At 69.7% G+C, this 14,167-nt stretch carries 8 protein-coding genes; 7 read left to right on the top strand and 1 reads right to left on the bottom strand.

Going from position 1 to position 14,167, the window contains the following annotated elements; translation table 11 throughout:
• The first annotated feature begins 528 nt into the window (after window positions 1-528).
• From ACIBUY_RS08090 to ACIBUY_RS08070, 5 genes are all read left to right on the top strand, one after another.
• Entirely contained in the window at window positions 529-1,968 is a 1,440-nt protein-coding gene (locus tag ACIBUY_RS08090; protein ID WP_399152167.1) for a diaminobutyrate--2-oxoglutarate transaminase family protein, read from the top strand.
• Between the two features lie 106 nt (window positions 1,969-2,074).
• Window positions 2,075-4,210, top strand: coding sequence for an IucA/IucC family protein (locus ACIBUY_RS08085; RefSeq protein WP_399152116.1), 2,136 nt, complete (start codon window positions 2,075-2,077; stop codon window positions 4,208-4,210).
• 56 nt (window positions 4,211-4,266) lie between these two features.
• Window positions 4,267-5,058, top strand: a complete 792-nt coding sequence (locus ACIBUY_RS08080; RefSeq protein WP_399152115.1) for a GNAT family N-acetyltransferase — start codon at window positions 4,267-4,269, stop codon at window positions 5,056-5,058.
• A 57-nt stretch (window positions 5,059-5,115) separates the two neighbouring features.
• Window positions 5,116-7,149: an IucA/IucC family protein gene (locus ACIBUY_RS08075; RefSeq protein ID WP_399152114.1), complete on the top strand. Its 2,034-nt coding sequence runs from the start codon at window positions 5,116-5,118 to the stop codon at window positions 7,147-7,149.
• A 40-nt stretch (window positions 7,150-7,189) separates the two neighbouring features.
• A complete protein-coding gene (locus tag ACIBUY_RS08070) occupies window positions 7,190-9,163 on the top strand; it encodes an ATP-dependent DNA helicase (protein WP_399152113.1) in 1,974 nt (657 codons plus the stop codon).
• Window positions 9,164-9,239: 76 nt separating this feature from the next.
• On the opposite strand, the gene lexA is transcribed toward ACIBUY_RS08070, so the two are convergent.
• Window positions 9,240-10,025: a transcriptional repressor LexA gene (gene lexA / locus ACIBUY_RS08065; protein ID WP_365576031.1), complete on the bottom strand. Its 786-nt coding sequence runs from the start codon at window positions 10,023-10,025 to the stop codon at window positions 9,240-9,242.
• Window positions 10,026-10,541: 516 nt separating this feature from the next.
• Here lexA and nrdR point away from each other — a divergent pair.
• Window positions 10,542-11,087, top strand: coding sequence for a transcriptional regulator NrdR (gene nrdR, locus ACIBUY_RS08060; RefSeq protein ID WP_399152112.1), 546 nt, complete (start codon window positions 10,542-10,544; stop codon window positions 11,085-11,087).
• Window positions 11,088-11,225: 138 nt separating this feature from the next.
• Window positions 11,226-14,120 (top strand): vitamin B12-dependent ribonucleotide reductase, encoded by a 2,895-nt coding sequence (locus tag ACIBUY_RS08055; protein WP_365576035.1) that lies wholly within the window; start codon window positions 11,226-11,228, stop codon window positions 14,118-14,120.
• Window positions 14,121-14,167 lie beyond the last annotated feature (47 nt).

Here is a 14,167-nt window from a genome sequence, read left to right as displayed (position 1 = left end):
GTCGGGGACGGCCGACGGAACAGCAACGGTTCCGTCACGGCGGGATCTTGGCGCCGCCCCCGAACGTTCCACCCGCTTCCGACAGGGCTCCGGCGGAGTGCCGTGCCGTACGGCGACGCATGCTGCGCCCTCTCGCTGGGCGTACGTACGCGACCTCCGGGCCCGGTGTTCAACCGGCGCCGGCCGAGCCAACCCGGCCGAGCCGCGCGAGCCCACGCCTCCGGTCCCGATTCCGCCACAGATGCCGGTTTCGGCACGGCAGTCGACGCTGCCGGCGATCTGTGGCGCACGTCTCGTCACGAGTCTCCGCACGACCCGTGTTCCTCCCGCCTCCTCCTCGTTAGTGCGTACGGGGGATCCGCAGTAGGCGCTCAGTCCTCGAACCGTCCTGGTGTGCCACCAGGGCGGTCCTTCGACGCTCTGGACGCCAACGCGCCCCGCCCACCGGCGAGTCGACGAGCCCAGTCGGCCGCACTTCCAGCGGGAGGACCAGCAGCCGTGGCCGTGACCGACCCTGCGCCCGTGACGGTGCCCGCCCCGTACGACGGGGAGGCGCGTGGGACAGCCGCACGCGAAGGTGCCGCGCACGAAGGGATCCTGCGCCGCCAGTCGGCGCGGGAGTCGGCGGCGCGCACCTATGCGCGCGCCCTGCCGATCGTGCCGGTGCGGGCCCGCGGCCTCACCATCGAGGGCGCCGACGGCCGCCGCTATCTCGACTGCCTCTCCGGCGCGGGCACCCTCGCCCTCGGCCACAACCACCCCGTGGTGCTCGAAGCCATCCGCAAGGTGCTCGACTCCGGTGCCCCGCTCCACGTCCTCGACCTCGCCACGCCCGTCAAGGACGCCTTCACCACCGAGCTGTTCCGCACGCTGCCGCCCGCGCTCGCCGACCGGGCACGCATCCAGTTCTGCGGACCGGCCGGCACCGATGCCGTCGAAGCCGCCCTGAAACTGGTGCGCACCGCCACCGGCCGCTCCGGCCTCCTCGCCTTCACCGGCGCGTATCACGGGATGACCGCCGGGGCGCTCGAGGCATCGGGCGGGGCGCAGGACGTCCGCGTCACACGCCTGCCGTATCCGCAGGACTACCGCTGCCCCTTCGGCATCGGCGGCCCGCAGGGCGCCGAACTCGGCGCCCGATGGACCGAGTCGCTCCTCGACGACACCAAGTCCGGCGTGCCGCACCCCGCGGGCATGATCCTCGAACCGGTCCAGGGCGAGGGCGGAGTCATCCCCGCACCCGACTCCTGGCTGCGCCGCATGCGGAAGATCACCGAGGACCGGGGGATCCCTCTGATCGCCGACGAGGTGCAGACCGGTGTCGGCCGCACCGGCGCCTTCTGGGCCATGGACCACAGCGGTGTCGTCCCGGACGTGATGGTCCTGTCCAAGGCGATCGGCGGCAGTCTTCCGCTCGCCGTGATCGTCTACCGCGACGACCTCGACGTCTGGGGCCCCGGCGCCCACGCCGGCACCTTCCGCGGCAACCAGCTTGCGATGGCCGCAGGCGCCGCCACCCTCGCCCACGTCCGCGAGCACCGCCTCGCCGAGCGCGCCGCCGCCCTCGGCGCCCGGATGACCGGACAACTCCAGTCCCTGGCCAAGGAATTCCCGTGCATCGGCGATGTGCGCGGGCGGGGCCTGATGATCGGCGTCGAGCTCGTCGACCCGGAGGGCGCGGTCGCGGTCTGCCCCGGCACGGACTCCGCCGACCCCACGGCGGACGCGGGCCTCGGCGGACCGGCCGCGACACCGCTGCCCGCCGCCCCCGCCCTCGCCGCTGCCGTCCGCGACGCCTGCCTCGAGCGGGGCCTCATCGTCGAACTCGGAGGCCGCCACTCCAGCGTCGTACGCCTCCTGCCTCCCCTCACCATCTCCGACGAACAGGCCGCCGCCGTCGTCGACCGGCTCGCCGACGCCCTCGCCGCCGTGGCCAGAGCCCACCAGGCCCAGCCGTACCAGGCCTAGCCGCACCGGTACCCGACAGCACGCCTGCCACCAGCGACAGCCGCGGCAACCGGACCAGCCGGACCACCGCCTCACGGAGCCCACCACCCCACGCAAGGAAGCACTCTTGAACGCCACTCCCGCATCCGACGACCGTCCCCGCACCCCTGCCGGCGGGTCCTGCGACACGCAGGACCCGCGCGGGCCGGAGCGCGAATCGGTCCCCCGGCAGAAGGGCGGGGGCCAGGAGGCCGAGCGTCTGAGCAACCCCACCGTCGACCTCCTCGAGCATCCGGATCCGGCAACTGCCGCCCAGGCAGCGGCCGTCGAGAACCTGCTGCGCTGCTGGGTTCGTGAGAACAACATCGCCCCTTCTTCCGTCGGCGCCCTGCGCGTCCCCCTGCCCGCGAGCGGCACCGCCCTCCTCGTCCCCGTCCTGTACTGGTCACCTACCGGCTGGCACCGCTTCTCCCTGCCCTACCTGGAGGACGGCCCCGTCGGAGCGCCTAGCGTCGACGCGGTGACCCTTGCCGCCCTCCTGAGCCGTGAATCCGCCCAGCCGGAAGGCGAATTGGCCGTCGCGGCGCCGACGGCTACCGGCACTGCCGACTCGCGCGGCCTCATCGAGGCCGACGACGAACAGCAACCGCTGATCGCCGACACCGTCGGACTGAGCGCCCGTGAACACGGTGCCGCACAGCCCGATCAGCCCGCTCCGGCCCCGAAGGCGGACACCCCAGCCCCAGCCTCAGCCTCAGCCACGGCTCCCGCCACCGACGCCTACGGCTTGGCAGTCCCCTCCGGCGACGGAGGCGACCTCGTCGGCCGCGTCGCCGACTCCGTGCGCCGCACCGCCGAGTTCATCGCCGACCGGCGCCGCCGCCGCGCGGACAACCCCGACCGCTTCCTGGCAGCGGAACAGTCCCTCCTCCTCGGCCACCCGCTGCACCCGACCCCGAAGAGCCGCGAGGGCCTCTCCGAGGCGGAGTCCCATCTCTACTCACCGGAACTGCGCGGCGCCTTCCCCCTGCACTGGATCGCCGTCGCCCCGGACGTACTCGCCCACGACTCGGCCTGGACCGAGCGCGGCCGCACCGTCTCCGCCGCCCTCCTCACCTCGCGACTCGCCGGTCCCGAACTCCCGCTGCCCGACGGCTACGCCGCCCTGCCCCTGCATCCGTGGCAGATCCGCGAACTCCGGCACCGCCCCGGCACCGCAGCTCTCCTCGACGCCGGCCTGCTGCGCGATCTCGGCCCGCACGGCGAACCCTGGTACCCCACCTCCTCCGTCCGCACCCTGTACCGACCCGGCGCACCCGCGATGCTCAAGCTCTCCCTCGGCCTGCGCATCACCAACTCCCGCCGCGAGAACCTCCGCAAGGAACTCCACCGGGGCGTCGAGGTCCACCGACTGCTTCGCAACGGACTCGCCGAGCAATGGCACGCCGCCCATCCGGGCTTCGACATCGTCCGCGACCCCGCCTGGCTCGCCGTCGACGACGCGGACGGTGCACCCGTCCCCGGCCTCGACGTCATGATCCGCAACAACCCCTTCGCTCCCGGTGACGATGCGTCCTGCATCGCCGGCTTCGTCTCGCCCCGGCCCCCGCACGACCTGTCGGGCCCTGCCGACCGCGCCCCGATGCGCTCCCGCCTCGCCGATACCGTCACCGGCCTCGCGGCACGCACCGGCCGCCCCCGCGGAGCCGTGGCCGCCGAGTGGTTCCTGCGCTACCTCCACCACGTCGTGCGGCCCGTGCTCTGGCTCGACAGCGAGGCCGGCATCGCCCTCGAAGCGCATCAGCAGAACACGCTGCTGCTGCTCGACGTCGACGGCTGGCCCACGGGCGGGCGCTACCGCGACAACCAGGGTTACTACTTCCGCGAGTCCCGCCGCGCCGAACTGGACCAGAGGCTGCCCGGGATCGGCGCGCGCAGCGACACCTTCGTCTCCGACGACGTCACCGACGAGCGGTTCGCCTACTACCTCGCCATCAACAACGTCCTCGGACTGATCGGCGCCTTCGGATCCCAACACCTCGCCGACGAACGTCTGTTGCTCGCCGCCTTCCGTCGCTTCCTCGCCGAAGCCGCAACCGGCCCCCGCCGACTGCGCAGCCCGCTGCCGGGCCGACTCCTCGACTCACCCACCCTGCGCTGCAAGGCCAACCTCCTCACCCGACTGCACGGCCTCGATGAACTCGTCGGCCCCGTCGACACCCAATCCGTCTACGTCACCATCGCCAACCCCCTTCATTCCTGAGGCCCCCGAGACCACGAGGACCACGTCCCGCACCACTTCCTGAGAGGAGCGTCGCCGTGCCCCCCACCGATGCGAGCACCGACGCCGACACCCCAACTCCCGTCGCCACCGGCGAGATCACCGCCCGCGCGGAGAACACAGACGGCCAGGACACCCTCGACCTGCGCCTTCCCGACGAACTGCTGGCACTCATCGCCGAGCAGGACGGACCGGCGTCCGCCGTCGGGACGGCCAGTGAGCACCGGATCACTGACACCCCGACCGGCCCGGTGGAACCCGATCTGCTCGACAACGTGGGGGAGTGGGGACCGGTCACCACTCCCTCAGGCGTGTTCCAACTCGTCCCGGCGCGCATCGAGCGCGACGTCGCACTCATCTGCCGCTGGATGAACGACCCTGCCGTAGCGGCCTTCTGGGAACTCGCGGGCCCCGAGGCCGTCACCGTGGATCACCTCCGGCCCCAACTCGAGGGTGACGGACGCAGCGTCCCCTGCCTCGGCGTCCTCGACGGCACGCCCATGAGCTACTGGGAGATCTACCGCGCCGACCTCGACCCACTGGCCCGCCATTACCCCGCGCGACCGCACGACACCGGAGTCCACCTCCTCATCGGTGGTGTCGCCAACCGCGGACACGGGCTCGGAACCACGCTGCTCAAAGCCGTCGCAGACCTCGTACTCGATCATCGGCCGCCGTGCGCCCGTGTCATCGCCGAACCAGACCTTCGCAACACCCCCTCCGTCTCCGCCTTCTTGAGTGCCGGCTTCCGCTTCTCTGCCGAGGTGGACCTGCCCGACAAGCGGGCCGCGCTCATGGTCCGTGACCGCGCCCTGCGCACCGTGCTGTGAGCGCGTCACTCTTAGTACACCGCTCGACCCGATCCGGTTCCCTCTCGAGGAGTCCCCGTGCCGAATCCGCCCGGCGTCCCAAGTTCCGCCGAGCCGCCCGTGCTGTACGACCCGCCCGAGCTCACGCGCGAGAACTGGGACAGGGCGGGAGCACGCCTGCTGGCCAAGCTCATCGGCGAATTCGCCTACGAGGAAATCTTCCGGCCGCTCCCCGCGGACGGTGCGCCGGCCGCCGGTCCCGGCCACTCCTTCTACACCCTCGCCGTCCCTGGTCAGGGCGCGTCGGTCGGCGGCACCGTCCGATTCCGTGCCCGCCGTGGCGCGTACGGCAGTTGGCAGGTCGACGCGGACAGCCTCGAGTGGACGTCTGATCCCAGCGGGACAGCAGATCAGAGCGGGATGACAGACCAGAGTGAGACGGCAGACCAGAGCGAGGAGACTGATCCGAGCAGGAGGCCTGGTCCGAGCGAGACGGTCGGATGGAGCGAGACGGGCGGATCGAGCGGGACTGCCGGTCCGAGCGGTGCAGGCGGCGCCGTCGACGCCCCGCTTCCTCCCAAGCGGCTTACCGACCCGCTCGCCTTTCTCCTGCGCACCAAGCACCTCCTCAACCTCGACGGCACCACGCTCGGCCACATCATCCGCGAACTCACCGTCACCCTGGCCGCCGACGCCCGCCTCGACCACACCGCGCTGCCCGCGACCCGGCTCGCCGACCTCGGTTACGCGGAACTCGAGGGCCACCAGACCGGTCACCCCTGGCTCGTCCTCAACAAGGGCCGTCTCGGCTTCTCAGCGACCGACGCCTCGCGCTGGGCCCCGGAAGCACGCCGCCACACCAGCCTCCCCTGGATCGCGGTGCACACCAACCTCGCCACCTATCGCGGCGCCGCGGGCCTCGAGTCCGCGGAAGCCCTATACTCCCGCGAACTCGACGCCCCGACGCGGCAGTTGTTCGCCGAGACGTTGCGCAAACGCGGCCTGGACCCTGCCACGTATCTCTATCTGCCGGTGCACCCCTGGCAGTGGGACGACATCGTCCTCCCGCTTTTCGCGCCTTCCGTCGCCGCGAACGCGATCGTCCCCCTCCCGACCGACGGCGACCAGCGACTGCCACAGCAGTCGATCCGTACGTTCCTGAACACCAGCCGCCCGGAACGGCACACCGTCAAACTCCCGCTGTCCGTTCTCAACACCCTTGTATGGCGCGGACTCCCGACAGAGCGCACCTTGGCCGCGCCTGCCGTGACCACGTGGATGCTGTCCCTGCGCGACGCCGACCCCTTCCTCAAGGACGAGTGCGCAGTCGTCCTGTTGGGGGAGGTCGCCTCTGTTGCCGTCCAGCACCCGTTGTACGACGGACTGGACGAAGTCCCTTATCAGTACAGGGAATTGCTGGGAGCGATCTGGCGTGAGCCCGTCACACGACACCTCGCACCTGGGGAGCGCGCCCGCACTCTCGCCTCCTTGTTGCACGTCGACCCTGAAGGCCGCGCGTTCACGGCAGAACTCGTCGCCCGTTCACCGCTGGACCCGAAAGCCTGGCTGCGCAGGCTCTTCGCCGCACTGCTTCCGCCCCTGTTGCGCTTCCTCTACCGGTACGGGACCGTGTTTTCGCCCCACGGGGAGAACGCCATCGTCATCTTCGACGAGCACGACATTCCCGTGCGCCTGGCCGTCAAGGACTTCGTGGACGACGTGAACGTCAGTGCGGAGAGCCTCCCCGAGCACGCCACCATGCCGCAGGACGTACGGAACGTCCTGCTGACGGAGAGCCCCGCCTTTCTGACGCAGTTCATCCACTCAGGACTCTTCATCGGTGTGTTCCGCTACCTGGCGCCGTTGTGCGAGGAACAACTCGGTGTTCCGGAAGCGGACTTCTGGTCCCTCGTGCGCGCCGAGATCCTGCGGCATCAGGTCCGCTTCCCCGAGCTGAAAGAGCGGTACGAAATGTTCGACCTGCTCACTCCACACATCGAGCGGCTGTGCCTCAACCGCAACCGCCTGCACCTCGACGGCTACCGTGACCGCTCCCACCGCCCGCACGCCGCCGTGCACGGCACCGTGGCCAATCCCCTGCACCAGCCTTGATCGCGGGATTGTCAGTGGTGACCTTTAGGGTGGTCGAGCTATGACGAAGCCCTCACTCCCCGAGCTCCTGCACGCCGCCGTCGCCTCCGTCGGCGGCACGGAGCGCCCTGGCCAGGTGACCATGGCCGAGACCGTCGCCGAGGCGATCGACGACGGTTCCCATCTGCTTGTCCAGGCGGGCACCGGCACCGGAAAGTCGCTTGGCTACCTGGTGCCGGCCCTGGCACACGGGGAGCGCGTCGTGGTGGCGACGGCCACGCTGGCCCTCCAGCGCCAGCTCGTCGAGCGGGATCTGCCGCGCACCGTGGAGGCGCTGCATCCGCTGCTGCGCCGCCGCCCCAATTTCGCCATGCTCAAGGGCCGGTCGAACTATCTGTGTCTGCACCGCCTCCACGAGGGCGTCCCGCAGGACGAGGAGGAGGGCCTCTTCGACCAGTTCGAGGCCGCCGCTCCCACCAGCAAGCTGGGCCAGGATCTGCTGCGCATGCGGGACTGGGCGGACGAGACGGAGACGGGCGACCGGGACGACCTCACCCCCGGTGTCTCGGACAAGGCCTGGTCGCAGGTGTCCGTCTCCTCGCGCGAGTGTCTGGGCGCGTCGAAATGCGCGTACGGACAGGAGTGCTTCGCCGAGATGTCCCGCGAGCGCGCCAAGCTCGCCGACGTCATCGTCACCAATCACGCACTGCTCGCGATCGACGCCATCGAGGGCGCGCCGGTCCTGCCGCAGCACGAGGTGCTGATCGTGGACGAGGCCCACGAGCTGGTCTCCCGCGTCACCGGAGTGGCGACGGGCGAGCTCACCCCGGGGCAGGTCAACCGGGCGGTGCGCCGCGCGGCGAAGCTCGTGAACGAGAAGGCCGCCGACCAGCTGCAGACCGCCGCCGAGGGCTTCGAGCGGCTCATGGAGCTGGCCCTGCCCGGCCGTCTCGAAGAGATCCCGGAAGACCTCGGCTATGCGCTCATGGCGCTGCGCGACGCGGCACGGACCGTGATCACGGCCCTGGGTTCCACCCGTGACAAGTCTGTTCAGGACGAGGACGCCGTACGCAAGCAGGCCCTCGCCTCCGTGGAGACGATCCACGACGTGTCGGAGCGGATCACGAACGGGTCGGAGTGGGACGTCGTCTGGTACGAGCGCCACGACCGCTTCGGGGCGTCGCTGCGCGTGGCGCCCATGTCCGTATCGGGACTGCTCCGGGAGAAGCTGTTCTCCGACCGTTCCGTGACCCTGACCTCGGCGACCTTGAAGCTGGGCGGCGACTTCAACGGGGTGGGAGCGTCGCTCGGCCTGGCCCCCGAGGGCACACAGGGCGAGGACCTGCCCGTCTGGAAGGGCCTCGACGTCGGTTCGCCGTTCGACTACCCGAAGCAGGGCATCCTCTACGTCGCCAAGCACCTGGCCCGCCCCGCGCGCGAAGGCACGCGGAGCGACATGATGGACGAGCTGGCCGAGCTGATGCAGGCGGCAGGCGGACGCACACTCGGGCTGTTTTCCTCGATGCGCGCCGCTCAGGCTGCCGCGGAGGAACTGCGCACCCGCGTCCCCGAGTTCCCGATCCTGCTGCAGGGCGAGGACACCCTCGGTGAACTGATCAAGGGATTCGCCGCGGACCCGAAGACCTGCCTGTTCGGCACGCTGTCGCTGTGGCAGGGCGTGGACGTCCCCGGCGCCGGCTGCCAGCTGGTGATCATGGACAAGATCCCGTTCCCCCGGCCCGACGACCCGCTGATGAGCGCCCGCCAGAAGGCGGTCGAGGATGCGGGCGGCAATGGCTTCATGGCCGTCGCGGCGACCCATGCGGCGCTCCTCATGGCGCAGGGCGCGGGCCGTCTCGTACGTGCCACGGGGGACCGCGGTGTCGTCGCGGTCCTCGATCCCCGTCTGGCGACGGCCCGCTACGGCAGCTATCTGCGGGCTTCGATGCCGAACTTCTGGTACACGACGGACCGCAGTCAGGTACGACGCTCACTCGCGGCGATCGACGAGGCGGCGAAGGCGGACGAGAAGTAGCTCTGCGGGGCTCGGCGCGGACAGCGCTGGGCCCCGGAACCGGCGCAGTTGGTCCCGGGGCCCGGTCAGGGAGGAGTCACACCCGGCGCAGTACGGCCACCACCTTGCCGAGGATCGTCGCCTCGTCACCGGGGATCGGCTGGTACGCGGAGTTGTGCGGGAGGAGCCAGACATGGCCGTCCTCGCGCTTGAAGCGCTTGACGGTGGCCTCGCCGTCGAGCATCGCCGCGACGATGTCACCGTTCTCCGCGACGGGCTGGCGGCGGACTGTGACCCAGTCGCCGTCGCAGATCGCGGCCTCGATCATCGAGTCACCGACGACCTTCAGGACGAAGAGCTCGCCGTCGCCGACCAACTGCCGGGGGAGCGGGAAGACGTCCTCGACCGACTCCTCGGCCAGGATCGGGCCACCGGCGGCGATCCGGCCGACCAGCGGCACATACGAGGCGGCGGGCTTGCCCGTCGTGTCCGTGGGCTGCGAGCTCGGCTGGTCGGAACCCCGGACCTCGTACGCGCGCGGACGGTGCGGGTCCCTGCGCAGGAAGCCCTTGCGCTCGAGAGCCATGAGCTGGTGCGCGACCGAAGACGTGCTGGACAGGCCCACCGCCTGGCCGATCTCCCGCATCGACGGCGGGTACCCCCGGCGCTGCACCGAGTCCCGGATGACCTCGATCACGCGGCGCTGGCGGTCAGTGAGACCGGAGCTGTCCGCCCGGATCCCTGGAGGTCGGCCGGGCAGGGAGCGCCCGGGCTTGGGCCCCTCCTGGTTCATGGCTGCGTCATTCATGGCATGCACCGGCTCGAGTCGGCCCTGGGCGCGGCCCTGGGCAGTGATGGTGGCACTGTCTGCGGTGGTGGTCACGTCGGTCGGCCCCTCTCGAGAATGTCTCCCTAGCTAGCCAACGGTAGTTCCTTTCGAAAGGTTGCGCCAAACACACGTTCGAGTGAAAAATCGCAGATTACTTGTCGTGATCATGCGCGTAGGTGTATGGCTGACGCTCGAGCGGAGTGGCAATTCGGTTCAATCCGGTACGCTTCACCGCCGGGACCAAGGCCCGCTCCGAAGGCCACTCCAGTCTGCCATTCCTGGTCCCGTCAACCAGGCACCGCCCCTCTTTTCGTGCGTCGTGCCGGTTGGCGGCTGCGGCCCGTGAGGTTTCCGGGCCTGAGTGCGGTGAACTCGCCCCGTGCGACACGCGCTAGGTCGTAAAAGGCGCCCAAACCCCAGATGTAGTGGTTGGATTGCAACAGCAGCCCAGAAGTTGTGGTCCCCGGTCTTTCGGGGCCGCGGGCATCGCCTATGCTTGGGGCTGCTTCGAGGGGCGGGACCAGCCTCTCGGGGCCATCGAGTCGTGCCGTGAAGGAGGGTTGGGAGTTCATGCACTGCCCCTTCTGCAGGCACCCCGACAGCCGTGTCGTCGACAGCCGCACCACCGACGACGGCACGTCGATCCGCCGACGCCGTCAGTGTCCGGACTGCTCCCGTCGTTTCACGACGGTGGAGACGTGCTCACTGATGGTGGTCAAGCGGAGCGGGGTGACCGAGCCCTTCAGCCGCACCAAGGTGATCAACGGCGTACGCAAGGCGTGCCAGGGGCGGCCGGTGACCGAGGACGCCCTCGCCCTGCTCGGCCAGCGGGTCGAAGAAGCGGTGCGGGCCACCGGAAGTGCCGAACTGACCACCCATGACGTGGGCCTGGCCATACTCGGCCCGCTTCAGGAGCTGGACCTCGTTGCCTACTTGCGTTTCGCGTCCGTGTACCGGGCGTTCGATTCGCTCGAGGACTTCGAGTCGGCGATCGCGGAACTGAGGGAACAAGCGCCCGGCACGGAGGCGGCCGGCGCGGGCGGAGAGCGCGTAGAGAGCGACAGCGGGCCCGGAGGGACTGTCGAAGTCCCCGTGCCCGCCCACGCCGCCGACTAGCCGGCCACAGGCCGGACGGCGGCGATCCACAGACCTGTTGCGGGCGGCGTGAGCGGCGTCCGCAGCACAAGACACACATCGTGCCTCGGGAAGAACGTGGCACTTTAGGGCGTTTTAGCCCAGTAAATGGGAGGCGGCATGACAGAGACGGCGAGCGGCCCGGCACGAGGTTCCCGCGCGAAGGGTTCCAAGGCCACCAAGGGTCTGCGCATCGAGCGCATCCACACCACCCCCGGCGTGCATCCGTACGACGAGGTGGAATGGGCGCGTCGTGACGTCGTCATGACCAACTGGCGCGACGGCTCGGTCAATTTCGAGCAGCGTGGCGTCGAGTTCCCCGAGTTCTGGTCGGTGAACGCGGTCAACATCGTCACCAGCAAGTACTTCCGCGGTGCTGTGGGCACCCCGCAGCGTGAGGTGAGCCTGAAGCAGCTCATCGACCGCATCGTGAAGACGTATCGGAAGGCCGGCGAGGACTACAAGTACTTCGCTTCGCCCGCCGACGCCGAGATCTTCGAGCACGAGCTGGCGTACGCCCTCCTGCACCAGATCTTCAGCTTCAACTCGCCGGTGTGGTTCAACGTGGGCACGCCGCAGCCCCAGCAGGTCTCCGCCTGCTTCATCCTTGCCGTCGACGACTCCATGGAGTCGATCCTCGACTGGTACAAGGAAGAGGGCATGATCTTCAAGGGCGGCTCCGGCGCCGGCCTGAACCTCTCGCGCATCCGCTCCTCGAAGGAGCTCCTCTCCTCCGGCGGCAACGCCTCGGGTCCCGTCTCCTTCATGCGCGGTGCCGACGCCTCTGCAGGAACGATCAAGTCGGGTGGCGCCACGCGCCGCGCGGCCAAGATGGTCATCCTGGATGTCGACCACCCCGACATCGAGGACTTCATCGAGACCAAGGTGAAGGAAGAGGAGAAGATCCGCGCCCTGCGCGACGCGGGCTTCGACATGGACCTGGGCGGCGACGACATCACGTCCGTCCAGTACCAGAACGCCAACAACTCGGTCCGTGTGAACGACACGTTCATGAAGGCGGTCGAGGAGGGCGGCAAGTTCGGCCTCACCTCGCGCATGACCGGTGACGTCATCGAGGAGGTCGACGCCAAGTCGCTCTTCCGCAAGATGGCCGAGGCCGCCTGGGCCTGTGCCGACCCCGGCATCCAGTACGACGACACCATCAACCACTGGCACACGTGCCCGGAGTCCGGCCGGATCAACGGCTCGAACCCGTGCAGCGAGTACATGCACCTGGACAACACGTCCTGCAACCTCGCCTCGCTGAACCTGATGAAGTTCCTGAAGGACGACGGCCTCGGCCACCAGTCCTTCGACGTGGACCGCTTCTCGAAGGTCGTCGAGCTGGTCATCACCGCGATGGACATCTCGATCTGCTTCGCGGACTTCCCGACGCAGAAGATCGGCGAGAACACCCGCGCCTACCGCCAGCTGGGCATCGGTTACGCGAACCTGGGCGCCCTGCTCATGGCGACCGGCCACGCCTACGACTCGGACGGCGGCCGCGCCCTCGCCGGCGCCATCACGTCGCTGATGACGGGTACGTCGTACAAGCGCTCCGCCGAGCTCGCCGCGGTCGTCGGCGCCTACGACGGCTACGCCCGCAACGCCACGCCGCACCAGCGCGTCATGAAGCAGCACGCCGACGCCAACACCGTGGCCGTCCGCATGGACGACCTGGACACCCCGATCTGGGCCGCCGCCACGGAGGCCTGGCAGGACGTCGTCCGCCTCGGTGAGAAGAACGGCTTCCGTAACGCGCAGGCCTCGGTCATCGCGCCGACCGGCACCATCGGTCTCGCGATGTCCTGCGACACCACCGGCCTCGAGCCCGACCTCGCCCTGGTCAAGTTCAAGAAGCTGGTCGGCGGCGGCTCGATGCAGATCGTCAACGGCACCGTGCCGCAGGCCCTGCGCCGCCTGGGTTACCAGGAGGAGCAGATCGAGGCGATCGTCGCGCACATCGCCGAGAACGGGAACGTCATCGACGCCCCCGGCCTCAAGACCGAGCACTACGAGGTCTTCGACTGCGCCATGGGCGAGCGCTCCATCTCCGCGATGGGCCACGTCCGCATGATGGCCGCCATCCAGCCGTGGATCTCGGGCGCCCTGTCCAAGACGGTCAACCTGCCGGAGACGGCGACCGTCGAGGACGTCGAGGAGGTCTACTTCGAGGCGTGGAAGATGGGCGTCAAGGCGCTCGCGATCTACCGCGACAACTGCAAGGTCGGCCAGCCGCTCTCCGCCAAGAAGAAGGAGGACGAGAAGGCCGAGGTGACCGCGAAGACCGAGGCGACGATCCGTGAGGCCGTCGAGAAGGTCGTCGAGTACCGCCCGGTCCGCAAGCGCCTCCCGAAGGGCCGTCCCGGCATCACCACCTCCTTCACCGTGGGTGGCGCCGAGGGCTACATGACCGCCAACTCCTACCCGGACGACGGTCTCGGCGAGGTCTTCCTGAAGATGTCCAAGCAGGGCTCCACCCTCGCGGGCATGATGGACGCCTTCTCCATCGCCGTCTCGGTCGGCCTCCAGTACGGCGTGCCGCTGGAGACCTACGTCTCGAAGTTCACCAACATGCGCTTCGAGCCGGCCGGCATGACGGACGACCCGGACGTGCGGATGGCGCAGTCGATCGTCGACTACATCTTCCGCCGCCTGGCGCTGGACTTCCTGCCCTTCGAGACGCGCTCCGCGCTCGGCATCCACTCCGCCGAGGAGCGCCAGCGTCACCTGGAGACGGGCTCCTATGAGCCCGCCGACGACGAGGTCGACGTCGAGGGTCTGGCCCAGTCCGCCCCGCGCGCCCAGGAGCTGAAGGCCGTCGAGACGCCGAAGGTCGAGGCCGCCACCGTGCAGCCCGCCCCGAAGCAGGCGCACACCAGCGCCGAGCTCGTCGAGATGCAGCTGGGCATCCAGGCGGACGCCCCGCTCTGCTTCTCCTGCGGTACGAAGATGCAGCGCGCCGGATCCTGCTACATCTGCGAGGGCTGCGGCTCGACCAGCGGTTGCAGCTGATCGACTGACCTGAAGGGCGGTGGGACCATTCCGGTTCCGCCGCCCTT

It is taken from the genome of Streptomyces sp. NPDC050085 (genome assembly GCF_044460595.1).
GTDB lineage: Bacteria > Actinomycetota > Actinomycetes > Streptomycetales > Streptomycetaceae > Streptomyces.
This window is presented reverse-complemented; position numbering and strand designations above follow the sequence as displayed.